Source organism: Kiloniella laminariae (genome assembly GCF_027214005.1).
Classification (GTDB): Bacteria; Pseudomonadota; Alphaproteobacteria; order Kiloniellales; family Kiloniellaceae; genus Kiloniella; species Kiloniella laminariae_A.
This window is the reverse complement of the sequence record NZ_JAPWGY010000001.1, coordinates 962335-978321: the sequence shown is the minus strand read 5'-3', so window position 1 is coordinate 978321 and position 15987 is coordinate 962335. Positions and strand designations below refer to the sequence as shown.

The 15987-nt window shown below is 54.4% G+C and carries 19 protein-coding genes; 9 read left to right on the top strand and 10 right to left on the bottom strand.

Features of this window, described 5'->3' with window-relative positions:
• From O4H49_RS04525 to O4H49_RS04515, 3 genes are all read left to right on the top strand, one after another.
• On the top strand, nt 1-894 hold the full coding sequence (locus O4H49_RS04525) for a dihydrodipicolinate synthase family protein (RefSeq protein ID WP_269422228.1): 894 nt from the start codon (nt 1-3) through the stop codon (nt 892-894).
• A gap of 101 nt (nt 895-995) precedes the next feature.
• Entirely contained in the window at nt 996-2027 is a 1032-nt protein-coding gene (locus tag O4H49_RS04520) for a trans-3-hydroxy-L-proline dehydratase (protein ID WP_269422227.1), read from the top strand.
• A gap of 62 nt (nt 2028-2089) precedes the next feature.
• Entirely contained in the window at nt 2090-3691 is a 1602-nt protein-coding gene (locus tag O4H49_RS04515; protein ID WP_269422226.1) for an L-serine ammonia-lyase, iron-sulfur-dependent, subunit alpha, read from the top strand.
• On the opposite strand, the gene O4H49_RS04510 is transcribed toward O4H49_RS04515, so the two are convergent.
• Nucleotides 3688-4605 carry an urea transporter gene (locus O4H49_RS04510; protein WP_269422225.1) on the bottom strand — a complete coding sequence of 306 codons (918 nt, stop codon included), beginning with the start codon at nt 4603-4605 and terminating at the stop codon, nt 3688-3690. The two genes, O4H49_RS04515 and O4H49_RS04510, sit on opposite strands and share 4 nt — an antisense overlap.
• Nucleotides 4606-4819: 214 nt before the next feature.
• On the opposite strand from O4H49_RS04510, the gene O4H49_RS04505 reads away from it, so the two are divergent.
• The 6 genes from O4H49_RS04505 (at nt 4820) to O4H49_RS04480 (ending at nt 8633) form a co-directional block, all read left to right on the top strand.
• On the top strand, nt 4820-5203 hold the full coding sequence (locus tag O4H49_RS04505) for a hypothetical protein (protein ID WP_269422224.1): 384 nt from the start codon (nt 4820-4822) through the stop codon (nt 5201-5203).
• A 127-nt stretch (nt 5204-5330) separates the two neighbouring features.
• A complete protein-coding gene (gene nthA / locus O4H49_RS04500) occupies nt 5331-6014 on the top strand; it encodes a nitrile hydratase subunit alpha (RefSeq protein ID WP_269422223.1) in 684 nt (227 codons plus the stop codon).
• Nucleotides 6011-6676 carry a nitrile hydratase subunit beta gene (gene nthB, locus O4H49_RS04495; RefSeq protein ID WP_269422222.1) on the top strand — a complete coding sequence of 222 codons (666 nt, stop codon included), beginning with the start codon at nt 6011-6013 and terminating at the stop codon, nt 6674-6676. The genes nthA and nthB overlap by 4 nt, the downstream gene beginning before the upstream one ends.
• A gap of 88 nt (nt 6677-6764) precedes the next feature.
• Complete coding sequence (locus tag O4H49_RS04490) at nt 6765-7163, top strand: nitrile hydratase accessory protein (protein WP_269422221.1); 399 nt, start codon at nt 6765-6767, stop codon at nt 7161-7163.
• The gene (locus O4H49_RS04485) at nt 7112-7552 is read left to right on the top strand and encodes a cell envelope integrity protein TolA (protein ID WP_269422220.1); all 441 of its coding nucleotides are present in this window, start codon (nt 7112-7114) and stop codon (nt 7550-7552) included. The genes O4H49_RS04490 and O4H49_RS04485 overlap by 52 nt, the downstream gene beginning before the upstream one ends.
• 127 nt (nt 7553-7679) lie before the next feature.
• Nucleotides 7680-8633, top strand: coding sequence for a carbon-nitrogen hydrolase family protein (locus O4H49_RS04480; protein WP_269422219.1), 954 nt, complete (start codon nt 7680-7682; stop codon nt 8631-8633).
• Between the two features lie 38 nt (nt 8634-8671).
• Here the strand turns inward: O4H49_RS04480 and O4H49_RS04475 are convergent, their stop codons facing one another.
• The 9 genes from O4H49_RS04475 to O4H49_RS04435 form a co-directional block, all read right to left on the bottom strand.
• Nucleotides 8672-9088 carry a DUF1353 domain-containing protein gene (locus tag O4H49_RS04475; protein WP_269422218.1) on the bottom strand — a complete coding sequence of 139 codons (417 nt, stop codon included), beginning with the start codon at nt 9086-9088 and terminating at the stop codon, nt 8672-8674.
• On the bottom strand, nt 9085-9282 hold the full coding sequence (locus O4H49_RS04470; protein WP_269422217.1) for a hypothetical protein: 198 nt from the start codon (nt 9280-9282) through the stop codon (nt 9085-9087). The genes O4H49_RS04475 and O4H49_RS04470 overlap by 4 nt, the downstream gene beginning before the upstream one ends.
• On the bottom strand, nt 9279-9605 hold the full coding sequence (locus tag O4H49_RS04465) for a hypothetical protein (protein WP_269422216.1): 327 nt from the start codon (nt 9603-9605) through the stop codon (nt 9279-9281). Before O4H49_RS04465 ends, O4H49_RS04470 begins: the two co-directional genes overlap by 4 nt.
• Nucleotides 9595-9936 carry a hypothetical protein gene (locus O4H49_RS04460; RefSeq protein ID WP_269422215.1) on the bottom strand — a complete coding sequence of 114 codons (342 nt, stop codon included), beginning with the start codon at nt 9934-9936 and terminating at the stop codon, nt 9595-9597. Before O4H49_RS04460 ends, O4H49_RS04465 begins: the two co-directional genes overlap by 11 nt.
• A gap of 3 nt (nt 9937-9939) precedes the next feature.
• Nucleotides 9940-10356 (bottom strand): D-Ala-D-Ala carboxypeptidase family metallohydrolase, encoded by a 417-nt coding sequence (locus O4H49_RS04455; RefSeq protein WP_269422214.1) that lies wholly within the window; start codon nt 10354-10356, stop codon nt 9940-9942.
• 106 nt (nt 10357-10462) lie between these two features.
• Nucleotides 10463-10675, bottom strand: a complete 213-nt coding sequence (locus O4H49_RS04450) for a hypothetical protein (RefSeq protein ID WP_269422213.1) — start codon at nt 10673-10675, stop codon at nt 10463-10465.
• 113 nt (nt 10676-10788) lie between these two features.
• Complete coding sequence (locus O4H49_RS04445) at nt 10789-11457, bottom strand: hypothetical protein (protein WP_269422212.1); 669 nt, start codon at nt 11455-11457, stop codon at nt 10789-10791.
• Nucleotides 11458-11478: 21 nt separating this feature from the next.
• Nucleotides 11479-15006: a DUF7483 domain-containing protein gene (locus tag O4H49_RS04440; RefSeq protein ID WP_269422211.1), complete on the bottom strand. Its 3528-nt coding sequence runs from the start codon at nt 15004-15006 to the stop codon at nt 11479-11481.
• Complete coding sequence (locus O4H49_RS04435; RefSeq protein WP_269422210.1) at nt 15003-15938, bottom strand: hypothetical protein; 936 nt, start codon at nt 15936-15938, stop codon at nt 15003-15005. The genes O4H49_RS04440 and O4H49_RS04435 overlap by 4 nt, the downstream gene beginning before the upstream one ends.
• Nucleotides 15939-15987 lie beyond the last annotated feature (49 nt).

Below are 15987 nucleotides of genomic sequence, written 5' to 3'. Positions count from 1 at the left end.
ATGTGGAAAGGCGTTATCCCCGCCGTTACGACGAAATTCGATGGCAACGACAACCTTGATCACGCGGAAATGACGCGTTGCTTTGACTATCAGATGGAAGCAGGTTGCGACGGTCTGATCGTCTGTGGCTCACTGGGCGAAGGCTCCATGCTGTCCAGAGAAGAGAAAATCGCCGTCCTCAAGACCGCAAAAGCTTCGACCGGCAACAAGCCAACCCTGATGACCATCAACGAAGCCGCCACCCGCGATGCCTGTTCTATGGCCCAGGCTGCGGCGAAAGCCGGTGCCGATGGTCTGATGGTTGTGCCAAGCCCGATCTATCACACCGATCACCGCGAAACTGTTGCCACCCTGCGTTCGGTTGCCGAAGCATCCGATCTGCCGATCATGATCTATTCCAACCGTGTGGCCTATCGCGTGGACGTTACCCCACAGGTCATGCTGGAACTGGCTGATGACAAACGCTTTGTCGCGGTCAAGGAAAGCTCTGACGACATCCGCCGCACGACCGAGATCATCAACCTTCTGGGTGATCGTTACGACGTCTTCACCGGTGTTGACAACCTTGGTTACGAAGCTCTCAGCGTCGGTGCCATTGGCTGGGTTGCCGGGCTGGTTGTGGCTTTCCCGAAAGAAACCGTTGCGATTTACCGCCTGATGCAGGCTGGTCGCAATGCTGAAGCTCTGGAAATCTATCGCTGGTTCCGTCCGCTGCTCGATCTCGATGTATCCACCTATCTGGTTCAGAACATCAAACTGGCTGAACAGATCGAATTGAACTCCAACGACCGTTGCCGTGCGCCACGCCTGCCTTTGGTTGGTGCCCGTCGTGAACAGGTCGAGAAGATCATTCGGGATGCGATTGCTTGTCGCCCTGCGCTGCCTGTGCTCTAGGCCGTAGCGGTAAACTGGCGGAACAGCAGATTTGTTTTCCCCTGCTGTTCCGCCTTCTTTACCCTGTTATTCTTCTCTGATTTTTGGCGGGAGTTCTGCCCATGCGATCATCCAAAACCGTTCATGTCGTCAGCTGCCATGCCGAAGGTGAAGTCGGGGATGTGATCGTCGGCGGTGTCGCCCCGCCCCCCGGTGAAACCCTCTGGGAACAATCGCGCTTTATTGCCCGCGACCAGACCTTGCGCAATTTCATGCTCAACGAACCGCGTGGCGGTGTGTTTCGCCATGTCAATCTGCTGGTGCCACCGAAAAACCCAAAGGCCCAGATGGGCTGGATCATCATGGAACCCGAAGACACTCCGCCGATGTCCGGATCCAATTCCATCTGTGTCACCACCGTTTTGCTTGAGTCCGGCATCCTGCCGATGAGCGAACCCGAAACCCGTCTGACCCTGGAAGCACCGGGAGGACTGGTCGAGGTCATAGCCAGTTGTCGCAATGGCAAAGTCGAAAAGGTCACGGTCCAGAACGTGCCTTCTTTTGCCGGGAAACTGGCGGTCCCGCTGGAGGTTGAGGGCTTTGGTACCTTGACAGTTGATACCGCTTTTGGGGGGGACAGTTTTGTCATGGTCGATGCCAGAGCACTCGGCTTTGAAATTGTCCCGGATGAAGCCCGCGATCTGGCCGAGGCCGGAATTCGCATCACCAATGCCGCCAATCAGCAGCTCGGCTTCAGCCATCCGACCAATCCCGACTGGAAACATATTTCCTTTTGCCAGATCCATGCGCCCCTGACCCTCGAAGACGGCATCAAGTCCGTGAAAAACACCGTGGTGATCCAGCCCGGAAAACTTGATCGCTCTCCCACCGGAACCTGCGTTTCCGCCCGCATGGCCGTGCTTCATGCCAAAGGAGAAATGGCCGTCGGGGAACGTTATATCGCCCGCTCGATCATTGGCTCGCGCTTTGACGGGCAAATCCTTTCGACCACTTCGCTGGGCGACAAGGCGGCGATTATCCCCAGCCTGTCCGGGCAGGCCTGGATCACCGGAACCCATCAGCACATGCTCGACCCGACCGACCCCTGGCCCGAAGGTTATCGCCTGAGCGATACCTGGCCCCTGATCAAATGAACCTGTGCTAGTCTGAGCGAACAGAACATACCAGCGACCTTTACCCCGAAAGGCCCGGACCAATGAACAGCTACTTCCCTTCAATCCTCAACGATGCCATTGGTCCGGTCATGCGCGGAGCATCAAGCTCTCACGTTGCCGCCGCCTATCGCATTGGCCAGCTCGCACGCGACTATATGGACGGAGAATTCAGCTCGGTCCTGATCGAATACGATCCCAACGGATCACTGGAGCCAACCCATGAAAGCCAGGGATCCGACATGGGGCTTTTCACCGGGCTGATGGGCTGGGACATCACCGATGACCGAATGGTCGAGGCCGGGGCGCATCTGGAACAACAGGGTATCGCCGTTGAAATCCGCATTACCGATTATCAGGCCAGTCACGCCAACACCTATCGCCTGACCCTGAGTAACAAAAAAACCGGCGAAAGCTGTTGTCTGCTCGCCATTTCGATTGGCGGCGGGATTATTGAGGTTATCGCACTCAACGGCGTTCATCTCTCGCTGTTTGGCGATTACCATGAAACGCTGTTTCTCTGCCCGGCAGAAGAACTGGAAAGCGCCCCGGATTTCAAAACCCGGCTGGAACAGAACCCCGTCGTGGATTTTGTTCTGGTTCACCCCGCCGGAGAAAACTATCTGGTTCAGGTTAAAGGCCAGGCTTTTATCAGCACCGACGACCTGCGCGCTGCCGCCGGAAAAGATATCAAGGTCCTCAACCGCAAGGTGCTCGCACCCGTGTTGCCCCTTTGCAGCCAGCGTCAACTCAGCCTGCCCTTTCGCGACAGTGAAGAAATGATCGCCTACAACAAGGACAAGGATCTGCCACTGTGGAAACTGGCGCTGATATTTGAAAGCGCCCGGGGAAATGTTTCCGAAGACACCGTGTTTGAAAAAATGCGGACCATTGTCCAGATCCTCGAAAAATCCATCGCCCAGGGGATCGCGGGCACCCGTTACGAAGACCGGATGTATCCGGCCCAGGCCCCTGCCTTTAAGGAAAAAGTCGGCAGCAATGCCTTTCTTGATCTCGGGCTTTACAACGATGCAGTACTTGCCGTAACCGCGCTGATGGATGTCAAAAGCTCTATGGGTGTCATCGTTGCCGCGCCAACTGCCGGGTCCTGCGGCACCCTGCCCGGCACCTGTTTGGGCATTGCCACTGCGTTGAACATGGGCGAAGACCAAAAGGTCCGGGCCATGCTCGCCGCCGGGTTGATCGGGGTGTTTATTGCCGGAAAAGCGACTTTCTCCGCCGAGCTTGGCGGCTGTCAGGCAGAAACAGGATCAGGATCGGGCATGGCCGCCGCCGCGTTGGTCACTTTGCTGGATGGCAGCTTTGAGCAAAGTCTCGCCGCTGCCTCAATGGCCTTGCAAAACACCTTTGGCCTGATCTGTGATCCCGTGGCCAACCGGGTCGAAGCGCCCTGTCTGGGCAAAAACGTGATGATGGCTGGCAACGCACTTTCCGCCGCCAATATGGCACTGGCCGGATTTGACCCGCTGATCCCGCTGGATGAAGTGATTGTCGCCATGCACAAGGTCGGACAGTCGATCCATTCCGACCTGCGCTGCACCGGCAAAGGCGGCCTCGCCACCACCCCCACGGCCAAGGCACTGGAACATCAGCTGGCCAGCAAGGCCTGCGGAAGCTGTTGTTAGTTTTTTCCTCTGCGCGGTTTATACGTCCCTGATTTTGCCTGAAGCCAGAAAACCAGCCAACTGGCAAGGACAAAGGGGAAGGTGAGCGCAGGCAAAGCCACCAGTTGAAACAGCCGGACAAACAGGATGGATAAAACAATCGCCAGCAGGGCCGCGCCAAGATTTTTTAAGGACCATCCGGCAAAGACAATCCCGCAGAGAACCGCGTTATAGCCGAACAGACCAAGGTTAACTGCCTCCACCGGAAAGATTTCGCCCAAATCGGTCAGGCTGGCTATGGATACAACAGCCACCGACAGCCCTGCCCCCAGCAGGGCAAAGAACCCGGCAACCCGGTTTGTCAAAATGATGGCGCCGAGAAACACCGCTCCGGTGACAAGGTTTTCCTGAAACATCACCTGACCAAAAGCCCGCAACAGACCATCCAGCACTCTGATCTGATCCGGGTTAACTTCAATCCCGACAGTGCTTTCACTCCAGCCACCCAGCCAAAGCAGGGACATGATCAGCCAACTCACCAGAATAAAGGGAAAGGTCAGGGGGCGTAGGTGACGGCGCAACATTTCCCGCATCACCAGCGTTGAAGCCATGCCCCCCAGGATAACCAGCACCCAGATCAAAATTGAGGCTTGGTAAAAATATCCCAACGTCAATCCAACCAGCGCCCCGTTAAACCCGTACAGCCCTGCCTGACGTTCCGCTACATCACAACCACAGATCCTGGCCATAACCGTCGCCACGCCGCAACCAAGCAGCGCCAGAAGGGACAACAAGGATGAGTTAAGCAGAAATCCAGCAAAAAAAAGCGCCCCGACCAGAGGCGCAGGCTGTAACATGATCTGTGCAAGACCGCGCAGCAGTTCACGCACAAAACCGGAAACAAATCCGGATACCAAAGCTGATCCTGGCGTCATTCTGTCCTTGTTTTCAATCTCTGTTGCTGAGGCTGGCACAATAATAAACCGCGATCATTCCACAGAACTCTTCCGCCGGAAAGAAGAAGCACAACAGCTTTAACGGAAGATTTGCCCCACAGCTGTTTCACCAGTGATCCCGAGTTCCCATCTGGTGAAAAAACCTCTAGTATTTTGGCCAAGGTCCCCGACTTTATCATCAGGAACTCCGGCCATGCCCTTTCCCAAACCAGCCCCGAAGCCGCTTTTCACCCCCGGTACCAACATCGCCATGAAGGTACCGACACATCTTTTTGATCAGATGGTCGCCTTTTACGAAGATACCCTTGGTCTGCCTGCCAACCATGGAAAATCCAGTGTGACCATTGACTTTGGCGCAATCAAGCTCTGGCTCGACAAGGTACCGGGCATGACCCAGCCGGAACTCTGGCTGCAGGTGACCACCCCGGACACCCCTGCCGCCGCAAAATATTTCGAGGAACAGGGCGTTGTACGCTGTGATGAAATCGAACAGTTGCCCGAAGAACTCGGTGCTTTCTGGATTGCCGCGCCCGGCGGCATGATTCATCTGGTCAGCCCCGACGAGAAAATAACCTGATAAAGCATCTCTCCTAACCAGCCTTCAACGATAAAGAAGCATTGTAATTCCGGCGATAAAGGCCAACATCATAAAAACAATCTATCGGTGAACAGAAGCCGTAAAACAAAAAGGAACAGGGATACAGATGGGACAGGATCATTCGAACGATAATGCGCACGAACCAGGCCATTCTCACGCCCATCATCATGATCACACCGAACCGCCTGCTGATCCCGTCTTGCGGGTCAAGGCACTGGAATCCCTGCTGGTGGAAAAAGGTCTGGTTGATCCTGCTGCCATTGATGCCATCGTCGAGACCTATGAAACCAAAGTCGGCCCACGCAACGGTGCCAAGGTGGTTGCCCGTGCCTGGAGCGACCCCGCTTTCAAAAAACACCTGCTCGAAGACGCGACAGCCGCGATTTCATCCATGGGATATATCGGACGACAGGGCGAACATATGAAGGTGGTCGAAAACACACATGAACGCCACAACATGGTGGTTTGCACGCTCTGTTCCTGTTACCCCTGGACCGTGTTGGGTCTGCCCCCGGTCTGGTACAAATCAGCGCCCTACAGGGCACGGGCAGTATCGGACCCGAAAGGCGTGCTGGCAGAGTTTGGAACCGAGTTGCCCAAAGGCACAAAAATAAAGGTCTGGGATTCCACTTCGGAAATGCGTTTTCTGGTCCTGCCCCTGCGCCCGAAAGGCACGGCAGGCTGGAACGCCGAACGGCTGGAACAGCTGGTCACCCGCAATTCCATGATCGGGGTCGAGCTGGCTTTGCGACCGGATCAGATTCCGGTAAAATCCGGAGGCAAGGCATGAACGGCGCCCATGATCTCGGCGGCTGTCACGGCCTTGGCCCGATCAATCCCGAAGCGGAAAAACACGAACCGATCTTTCATGCGGAATGGGAAAAGCGTGCGCTGGGCCTGACCCTCTGCGCCGGGTTCCTCGGCCAATGGAACATTGATATCTCGCGTCATGCCCGCGAACGCCAGCACCCCGTCGCCTATCTCAGCAACAGCTATTACGAAACCTGGCTTGCCGGGCTGGAAACCCTGTTGCTGGAACGCGGCATTGTCACAGCTGAGGAATTGCACAGCGGCCAATCAAACGGTCACGCCCCAGAAGAACTTTGCGAGCGTCGCGTCACCCCCGGACAGGTTCCTGGCATATTGGCGAAAGGCGGTCCCGCCGATCTTGCCTCCGACAGCCCGCGCCAGTTCAACATCGGCGACCGGGTCCGCGTAATCCTGTTCAATCCCGCCGGGCACACCCGCGTCCCACGCTATGTCCGTGGTCAAAAGGGCATTATTACCGACTATCACGGCAGCCATGTCTTTCCGGATGAAAGCGCCAAAGGCAACCGCATCGGCCAGCACCTCTACAACGTCGCCTTTGCCGGGGCAGATCTCTGGGGCGCAGGCAACGACAGCACCATCCAGGTCGACCTCTGGCAGGATTACCTCCTGCCCCTCGATTGACCCTCGGTGGAGGGCATTTTTCAAGTGAACATCAGCATCCCGGCAGGTTTGGGACAAGCATATAGAAGAAAAGGTGGGGAAAGATAACATGGATAAAGATCCCGGCAGCGTTTTGGGACAACCCACCAAAAGCGAAGAAGTCCCCCTTACACTCTGTAAAGGCCTGCCCGATCTGCCAAGGGATGAAGACGGCCCCGTCTTTGCCGAACCCTGGCAGGCCCAGGCCTTTGCCCTCGCCGTGCGCCTCTGTGATCAAGGCCACTTCACCTGGGCCGAATGGGTCGAAAACTTCTCCGCCGAAATCAAACGCGCCCAGGCCGCAGGCGACCCGGATCTCGGCAACACCTACTACGATCACTGGCTCGCGGTACTGGAGAAAATCATTACCGACAAGGGAATTTTACAGACCCCTGACCTACTCTCACGCAAGGAACAATGGCGACAGGCCTATCTCAGCACGCCCCATGGAAAGGCGGTGGAGTTGTGAGACAGTTTAAACAAATAAACAAAGTTATATTCCCGTTAACGTTCCTTGTACTGTCTGTTACTCCTACAGCCAATGCGGTTGAAGAAAATATTATTTCTAGCTTCAAAAGCAAATTTTCTAATCTCAAGAACCAACTTGATCTTTGTCAAAACCAGAGACCCGATCAGATAGCCGCCCTCAATATATCAGTTCACCTGGCTCCGGATGGCACCGTCCTTTCCGTTACATCAACAGACGAAGCAGAGGACAGGGACAAATCCGGATACTATCAATATTTTCAATGCATTGAGAGCGTACTAAAAAACAGTACCCCCTTTGATTTACCTGCCGAAAAATATGAAATCTGGAAACAAATTACGTTGAAATTTGATACTGAATTCCATCCTTGACCTATTCACAAAATCAACCATGGGAATAGAATAATTTTATTTCACCATCATTAAGTGATATGCTTTTTTGTAATCTTTCTCTCGCTTGGCTTCTCAGGTGAAGAGTACATTACCAGGGAGAACAGAAATGTTACGCCTGCAAAGCACAATCCTCCTTTTCGCGCTCTTATTTACCCACCCTTCCCACGCGGATGAGGCCAAGCCCCTTCAAGACGTAACAGCCAAAAACAGCCCAACAAGTTTTCGGGCGGCTCTGGCTCAGATTGATTCAGCTGATGCCGGGAATTTCACCAAAATGACGGAGCTTGCCATAAAGGCAAAACAGAACGGGGCAAATATTATTATCTTCCCGGAATCTTCTCTCCTGGGTTGGTTAAACCCGAGTGCTTTTACCGAAGCGCCTCCCATACCGGGAAATGCCTCACAGGCTTTTCAGGAAATGGCAAAAACCGCAAATATATGGATCGCAAGTGGTCTCGCAGAACAGGGGCCTGTACCGAAAAATACAAAAGATGAGGTACATTATGCCTTCGATTCCGCCATTCTAGTTGATCCCACCGGGCAGCTTGTATTGCATCAAAGAAAACTAAACGTACTTCAGAATGCCTTTGATGCAGATAAATGCCCTAAGGAAGTTTTAAACGAAACAGGGGGCTGCAATTACAGTAGGGGAGAAGTCTCGGACATTACAGTCATCCAGACTCCCTTTGGCAAAACGGCTTTGCTGGTCTGTGCCGATGCCTATACCTCGGACACAACTGCTCTGGACAAACTCAAACAGCTTGAACCTCATCTTGTCATTGTCACCTGGGGTGTTGGAGCCCAAAAAGAACAGGAATGTGGCCAGGAATGGTTTAATGCCACCACCTATTCATCCCAGGCTGCCAAGTACATCGGAACGGCAAATGTCGTGGGGACAAACGCAGTAGGCAATCGCCCTTATGGTCGTTTTCGCCCGGCAGTTTACTGTGGTTACAGCGGCTTTGCCTTGCCCTCGGGAACTGTCGGCGGTGTTGTTGCAAACACAACTGCTGGCTTGAACTATTTTGACATCCCCTTCCCGAAGACAGTTGAGAATTAATCCTAACGGGCTTTTAAGAACGACAAGCTACCGGGTGTTTAATCCTCCCACGCCCCCTGCCCGCCTGCCCGTACAGCCAGATACGCCGCCCAGCGTTTGAGGCAGGGCATCCGGTCCTGTTCCGCCACGGCTTTTAGAATGGCATCAGCCACAGCGCGGGAGCCTTCCCTTGTGGCATAGAGCAGATCGTGCAGCGAGGCAGCGCGAAAGAAACGGGCATCGGCACGGGGAATAAACCACCAGAGCGGACGCGGCACCGAAGCCCCGTCATAGTTAAAGCCCGCCTCCATCACGATATCCATCCCCACCGGACCCGTGATCTTGTGATCACAGGCCGCAGTAAAGGGATTATCCGGATCACCCGGCGCAATCCAGACCAGCACCCCACCGGGCGGGCGGCTGTTGCGGATCTTGACCGGGTTGATCACAGGGGTGAAGGTGAATGCCTTGCTCACTTCTGTTCCCCTGTTTTATCTCCGGCTGCATCCCAAGCCGCCCAGGCATCGTCAAGCTTTGCCGAAACAACAGGCCATTCAGCGCGGATTTCCTCCGGCGTTTTGTCACCGTTCTGGACAGCCCGGATGGATTTGAACGCAAACAGGCCGATTTCCACCAGCGCGTTTACGGTTGCAAGTGTTGCGGGGTTCATTGTGCGGCCTCCTTACGAATGGTCAGCAGGGTAAAAGCGGTGTCAGACAGGGTAATCAGTGCAGCCGGGTAATCCGTGACCGAACCGTCGCAGAGAGCAACGCTAGAGGGCCGCAGATCATCGACCAGCTTGATTGAACTATCAGACAGTTCACCTGCGGCGCGGTACCCGGCCAGAACCTTGACCGTGGACGAAATGCCGTCACAGGTAAGCTGTAGCTGCTGTTCCGGGGTGAGCTTGTTTCCGGCTGACGTGGTGCAGCCAGCCAGCAGTAAACCAGACGTGATCAGGGCCAGCCCGATCAGGAGGGTTTTAAACTTCATTTTCTGTTTCCTTTTCTAAGGGAAGTTCGCGCCAGTTTTCACCAGCAAAGACAAGGCAGCTAACCCGGATACCGTCTGGGTTGACCTTCGTAAAAATCACGCTGTAGGTTTCGCCGCCGGGAGAGAGGAAAATCGAGACCACATGCCCACGGGTTGAGGTCGAGGTGTAAACAAGCTGTTCGTGGTAATCCTGTGCAAGCCGGGCTGTCATGGCGTCTTGCGTAAGGCAACGCCCCTGCGTCTGGGCCTGTGCAGGCCCCATAATCGCGGTCAGAAATCCGGGCACAAAAAAAGCCGCCACGAAGGCGACTGCGATAAGCATATGTTTCATTACTCAATAACTCCATAATGCCGGACGGCCCGCAGCGGGGTGTCCTGTGTCCAGATGGATAAAGGACTTCGCCACACCAATACCGACAAAATCCAGATCGAGGGCCGCTTTCAAAAGCTCATATTTGCCAGCTTTCAGCGGCACAACATCAGCAGCCAGCCCGGCAGAATGCGCACCCGGAGCTTTTTTCTTGCGTTCTTCCGGGTGATCAGGGCAGCGAAAGCCACTGGTGACTTTTAAAGGCCCGATAACAAGACGCAGTTTCTGTAGCTTTGTCAGAAAATCCCGGTTCATATCCGCACGGCCACAACCGCAACGACAGATAAACTCTTCGCGAGAAAAATTGGGATAGAGCGACCAGTTTACTATCCCAGTGTCCTTCATTGGCGTGAAAGACCCAGCATGCGTTACTCTATCCATAAAATAACCTTTTGTTTCGTGAAATTTGTTATTTAACCAGCCGAACTATGGTCTTATTGCCTGATCACACATCCGGCTCTTGTCTTTCACAGCCAGACAAATCGGGTCATGACTGGTCACTCTGATGCGAACCTGTCTTTTTGTTAACCCAGTCCTGGTAAGCTGAAAGCACTCTGAAAACCACAATCAAAATGGTGCCCAGACCTACTGTCAAAGCCACAGCTCCATTGAGATACTGCAGCCAGATTGGGACCGTCAGTACGGGGAGCGCCGCAACCTTGTCCACCAGTGGGATCTGTTTGAAAACTTCATTGATCACCGCTGCATGTCTCCTGCCGGAAAATTCTCTTGTCTCGGACAGGAAAAAACGACCTGTAAATGCGGCATTTTCGCAAAATAATTCTTGGTTATCGAGATTGAGAAAATCATTGATCAGCCCTCCCCTGTTTCAGGCCAGCCCGAAAAAAGATTAAGCACAGAAAGCTTCGCAATATTATCGGTGGTGTTTGCAATGATCCTGGCCTCCAGCACGGCATAATTCTTCCAGCAGGCCAGACTTTGCTGCCCCTTGGTAAAGGCCATATCGCTGATCTGATCTGCTGTTAGGGCCGGGGTCCAGGCATTATCCGCCGTCCTCCATGGCTGTCGCGCCTGTTCTGCAGGCACGCCACGAGCAACCATCTCCCGCAGCAGGTCGCGAGAGCGTTCCATCTGGGTCAACGAAGACGTTTTCCCCTGAAGACGATAAGTCACATCATCCAGAGTCCAGAGAAAATCCCCCTCATCAGCGATGGCATCCCGACGGTTCTTGATCTCCGACAGAGCCAGCTGTTTTGCCTGCTCCAGCGGAATATCCATCGCCGAACGGGTGATCACCCACTCCCCGTCCAGCAGCGCTCCGGCATCTTCAACCAGCATCTGATACTTGCCCACTGTGGCCGTGATAAAACGCACAGCACGAAGACTCTTGCCATCACCCAGATCAAATGGCAGATCCTTAGGTGTCGAGAGATTCCCGGTCAAACCACAAGCAGCAGCCAGACGCGGCGTCCAGCCAGACGGCCCGATCATAACCTTTCCGGCTTTTTCGATTACATACATGATGCTTTCCTTAAATTGATTTTAGCGCGCCAAAGGCCAGGGCAAATCCCCGCCCCCGGCTTCCTCGGCAAGTGCAAGGTAGATGTATTTGTGACCGTTATAGTTATGGTTCTGGTGGCTGGTTCTGATTGTGAACCCGTTCGACAAGAGGTCTATGTCGAGGGTTGTCAACACACTTTCTGCTGCACTCGAACTTGCCTCCAGAATACCGCGGGCGGGATTTACTGGATCACGTACAGTATCGTGAATCGTCCAGTGCGACGTACTATCAACCCGTTTGTACAACAGCCACCGGGGCTTAAATCCGCAGTCCACAAAGGGCCCATCTGCAGAACCATTTCCAGTGTAGCTCCCAACTTTGCATAGACCGGGGATGGATCGGAAATTGTAGGCTACAAGGTTTGAGCCACTGGCAAATAATGTGGCCGTCCCGCCAATCAAACTCCCCCACGTCCCGGAGAAATTTGAGCCTCCAGAGGATTGAGCAGATGTACTCTCAAGGCCGAGATAGTGAACCGGGCTGGACAGATCCTTATGCCAGACATTCCATCCTGTGGTTCCCACGTTATTTCTGGATTTGATGATCACCATCTCGACATGCTCAAGACCGTGACCAAAGGTTCCCACTGATCCAGTTGCTGTGGCCGTTGCAATCGAGAAATGCCCTGCCTCCGCCGCAGAAACCATACTTGGGATTGTGCCGTCGTTGTTGATAACAAGAGCGCCTCCAGCCCGGAACAGCCAGTCAACGTAAGAAACCCCGTTCTGGTTAAAACCAGACCCCACATCGGCCCCAAAGCTCACACCGTCCGAACCAAAGGACGTTACACTATCCGCCCGTGTCTCCTCGACCCAAGTTGTATTAGAGAAAAGCCCTTTTCCGGCTCCTCTGACCTTATCCTCAAGCCTGTGGCTGTAGGCCGATGACCGCGCCTTTCCCCATAGAAGATCCGGCGCAAACCCAGCCCCGGACAGAACCTTAATTGCACTTGTGCCGACATGCAGAAGGGCATTAAACCAGTCCCGCCCGTGGTGTTCAGGGGTTGGCAGGTTCGAGCCTTTGAGTTTTTTAAAGCCCGTAGGAGGTGCGTAGACAAAAGGCTTCTGGCCGTGGTTTATGACCTGGCTTAGTGACGCTACAGAAGTACTATTCTTGTGAAACGGATACCACCTCTGACCCGCCTCGATGGCCCGAGTGCCTATAAGCACATTATCTTTATAATATGATATCGTGTTGGCGTCACAATCCAGCCGGATACCGATAGTCACAGCTGGTGCGAAAGTAGTCGAGTTATTGGTGATGGTGCCATTGTCCGCATAATGACCGCGACTATCTACAAGATGACTGTAGGGGGTAGAGTTTCCGTCCGGATCAACGTTTTTATTGGCCCACGCTTCTGTAGCAATCCCACAGGCATGACCGTTCCCGCTAGACCCACCGGAGAGTTTAACCTCCCAATACCATTTCCCGGAACTTACCCCCAAAGATCCCATCGCGGTGCCGGGATAGGCGCTGTTGAAATTAACCCTTGTCCCTGCTTCGGTGAAAGTCATAGACGTGTTGCTTGCAGTCAGCGCATTCATAACCGCGTAAGGATCACCCGGAACATCTTCGCTTTGATCTGCAGAAGTTATCCCGGTCGGTGTCCAGTTAACTTTGTTCCCGGCTGAGACCTCTCCCAGATTGGCTCCATTCTCGAAGAGCAGTTGGCAACCGTTAGGGCCGTATTCGAGATCCCTTGTATCCCCTGCAACTTTGAGCGTATCAAAGTCAACCCTAGCCGGGCCAACGAAACCTGTTGGCGGTGTATGGGCAAAGGGAGTGTCCCCGAAATTCCAGTAAATACCTGAATGGTTGTGCAGCCCAATGGCAAATTTCATGTTCCCCGGAACAATCGTATGCAACGCTCCCGTTCCCGCCGCAGGATTGCCCGTCCAGCTGTTGTTGACCCCGTACCAGACCTTGCCAGTAGCAACATCCACAGCGACCTGAATAGTCTGTGTACTCAGGATGCTGCCGGAAGCGACACTTCCGGGAATACCTTTTGAAGTCTGGGAGCCGCCCGTCGGAAATTCATAATCCGTCCAGCCAGCAGAATGCCCGTAGATCCCCGCCGAGTTCGGCTGGTTTCCCGGAAAGCTCATATTGCTTGCGACGACATCAGAAGTCACACCAACAAGGGTGCTCTGGCTACTGGCGACACATTTGAACTCTGCATAGAACTTGCCCGTTGGCATAACAAAGTTGGACAGCGCTGCGTACCAGGCCCCAGCACCCTGATTGCAGCGGTCGTTCACATTGTCACAGATAATGGTCCCGTAGTGCTCGACCATGTTGCAGCGCTTGAGATCAGACTGTCCGGGGAACTGAAGCGGCCCGTATCCGGCAACAGGATAAACGTAGTCATTCTGTCCGAAGTTTACTTTGGCTCCGGTAAAGCCATACGTCTCGGCAAACAACCGGACATCTCCCGATGTGATATTGTACAGACCAGTTCCGGTTGCACCGCCCTGATTTGGCAAGAAAACCCCGTCAACAGCCATCGCCATCTTGCGGTTGTCCATATCGAGATACAGGGAAAAGACTTCATTGCCGGACGTCCCGCCCCATACAGGATAGGCGTAAGAACCGCCGTTACTTGTATTGTTGTAGGATAGTATTCCGGCAAGGCGCATGTAGGCACCTGTGAAGCTACCCAGTGTGTTGACTGTGTTCCCTGTAAAGCCGGAATTGCTGGCAGGAGATGTCCCGATAACCAGGTTCTCCCCATCGCCCAGCAGGGTAAACTCAACCTGGTATTTACCCGTACTTGGCAGAACTTCCGTATGCGCCCCAACCCATGCATTGGAAGGCCCGGATATAAACCTGCCCTCATCATTGATAATCGGTTCTGCCCCACCCGGATTGTTGCGGGAGAAGGTCAGAAACCGCGCCTTGATATCCTCGGTCGTGAATTTCTTGGTTGCCGCAATTGTCCCCCCGCCATGGGGAATATACCGCATCCGATAGACGATCATCTCGGCGGGGGTCAGGACTTCGCCATCGAGCAGCACCACGTCGGAGACATTGGCTTCAAGCGTTCCGGCACCACCGTTGTAGGCTCCGATTGACACGGATTGCCCTGCCAGATTGAAGTGACTTACCCAGTTCGCCGTCGGTATCGTGGCGGTATCCCACTGGTCAATCTCCTGATCATTCACTACCATCTTGATTGTTCGGGCCACCGTATCAACTGCAAGGCCAACAAACATCCAGCCCGTGTCGCGGAATTTTCGGGTCGAGATGTAGTTGCCGCCCGACGCCGTACCGTTATAGACAAGCCTGTCAGAAGTATCAAAGTACCATTGACTTTGATTGCTTGCGTTTAGCAGGTATTGCGTGGTCCCGAAGCTCGTCCGCCGCACATTCATCATAACCGTAAACTGGCGTCGGTTGCCTGTTTGGGTTGGCGTGATGGTCAGTTTCTTGCCTGCAGACAATGCAAGTGAATTGGACAGGTCGGGTTTGTACTTCCTCTTGCCCAGTGTTTTTATGGCACCAAAACTCATTGCATTGCCTCGATCCAGATAAAGTTCCCGGCGGCGCTTTGCTCGACAAAACAGCGGAAGACATTTCCAACTGTTGTATCAAAAGCCCCTGATCCCGGCGCAAGGGTCAGGCCGGAAAGTGTCACCGCTCCGGCTGAGCCGTTGTTGGTCAAGTACAGGGCCTGCTCGCCTTTGTTGGTCGCATCCGCTGCCAGGGTAAAGGCTCCGCCGTTCACCGCATGTGTCAGACGTTGCTTGGTCAGATCGATGCTCAAGGTCTGCCCTGCCGTCAGGGTGCCGTAATCGTTTTCGCTGGTGGGAAACCCGACGGACAGGGTTTTGCTCTGGTCTGTCACCACCACCTCTTCGGTTCCTGTCAATACAGAAAAGGGATGCGTATGCGCCTGCCCGGTGTTTCCCGCCAGGGTAATCAGGTCCTGTACCGTGCCCATCAAAGACCCGAACCCGACGGTCGAGGTCACCAGCTTGCCGTTACTGTCGTAATAGGGCACCTCGTTTGCCACAGGCGCGGGAAACTGTAATTCGCTCCCGCTATAGGAGACCGGCAGCTTGATCGCCAGACCAATCTGGTCGGCCTGTTCCTGGTTCTGGATGGTCAGAAGATCCACAGCGGTTTCAATCACATCGGCGGGCATCCCGTCACTGATCGCCAGATCCGTCTGCTGTTCCAGCGGCGTATTGCCCAGAATGGTCACGGTTTCCCCAGCCGCAGGCGCCACAGCCAGACTGACAGACCCGCCACTGGCTGCCCCCACCCCGGTCACCAGCGCCGGGGCCACGGCAAGCTCGGTCCCGTTTGCCGCCGTGACCACCACCCTGAGATGGCTGTCGGTGAGAAACTTGAACGGCACGGCAAAGGTCACCGTGGAGCCGTCCCCGCTATAGGAGGCCCGGCGCGGCGTGGCAGAAATCGTCATGTCAGAAAATCCCATAAAAAAACCTCCGCCAAAGCAGAGGTGAAGACCTGTTTATCCAGAACCG

Excerpts from the sequence above, each read along its gene's own strand:
- O4H49_RS04525 (WP_269422228.1), top strand. The coding sequence starts at position 1 with ATGTGGAAAGGCGTTATCCCCGCCGTTACGACGAAATTCGATGGCAAC.
- O4H49_RS04520 (WP_269422227.1), top strand. The coding sequence starts at position 996 with ATGCGATCATCCAAAACCGTTCATGTCGTCAGCTGCCATGCCGAAGGT.
- O4H49_RS04515 (WP_269422226.1), top strand. The coding sequence starts at position 2,090 with ATGAACAGCTACTTCCCTTCAATCCTCAACGATGCCATTGGTCCGGTC.
- O4H49_RS04510 (WP_269422225.1), bottom strand. The coding sequence starts at position 4,605 with ATGACGCCAGGATCAGCTTTGGTATCCGGATTTGTTTCCGGTTTTGTG.
- O4H49_RS04505 (WP_269422224.1), top strand. The coding sequence starts at position 4,820 with ATGCCCTTTCCCAAACCAGCCCCGAAGCCGCTTTTCACCCCCGGTACC.
- nthA (WP_269422223.1), top strand. The coding sequence starts at position 5,331 with ATGGGACAGGATCATTCGAACGATAATGCGCACGAACCAGGCCATTCT.
- nthB (WP_269422222.1), top strand. The coding sequence starts at position 6,011 with ATGAACGGCGCCCATGATCTCGGCGGCTGTCACGGCCTTGGCCCGATC.
- O4H49_RS04490 (WP_269422221.1), top strand. The coding sequence starts at position 6,765 with ATGGATAAAGATCCCGGCAGCGTTTTGGGACAACCCACCAAAAGCGAA.
- O4H49_RS04485 (WP_269422220.1), top strand. The coding sequence starts at position 7,112 with ATGGCGACAGGCCTATCTCAGCACGCCCCATGGAAAGGCGGTGGAGTT.
- O4H49_RS04480 (WP_269422219.1), top strand. The coding sequence starts at position 7,680 with ATGTTACGCCTGCAAAGCACAATCCTCCTTTTCGCGCTCTTATTTACC.
- O4H49_RS04470 (WP_269422217.1), bottom strand. The coding sequence starts at position 9,282 with ATGAACCCCGCAACACTTGCAACCGTAAACGCGCTGGTGGAAATCGGC.
- O4H49_RS04465 (WP_269422216.1), bottom strand. The coding sequence starts at position 9,605 with ATGAAGTTTAAAACCCTCCTGATCGGGCTGGCCCTGATCACGTCTGGT.
- O4H49_RS04460 (WP_269422215.1), bottom strand. The coding sequence starts at position 9,936 with ATGAAACATATGCTTATCGCAGTCGCCTTCGTGGCGGCTTTTTTTGTG.
- O4H49_RS04455 (WP_269422214.1), bottom strand. The coding sequence starts at position 10,356 with ATGGATAGAGTAACGCATGCTGGGTCTTTCACGCCAATGAAGGACACT.
- O4H49_RS04445 (WP_269422212.1), bottom strand. The coding sequence starts at position 11,457 with ATGTATGTAATCGAAAAAGCCGGAAAGGTTATGATCGGGCCGTCTGGC.
- O4H49_RS04440 (WP_269422211.1), bottom strand. The coding sequence starts at position 15,006 with ATGAGTTTTGGTGCCATAAAAACACTGGGCAAGAGGAAGTACAAACCC.
- O4H49_RS04435 (WP_269422210.1), bottom strand. The coding sequence starts at position 15,938 with ATGGGATTTTCTGACATGACGATTTCTGCCACGCCGCGCCGGGCCTCC.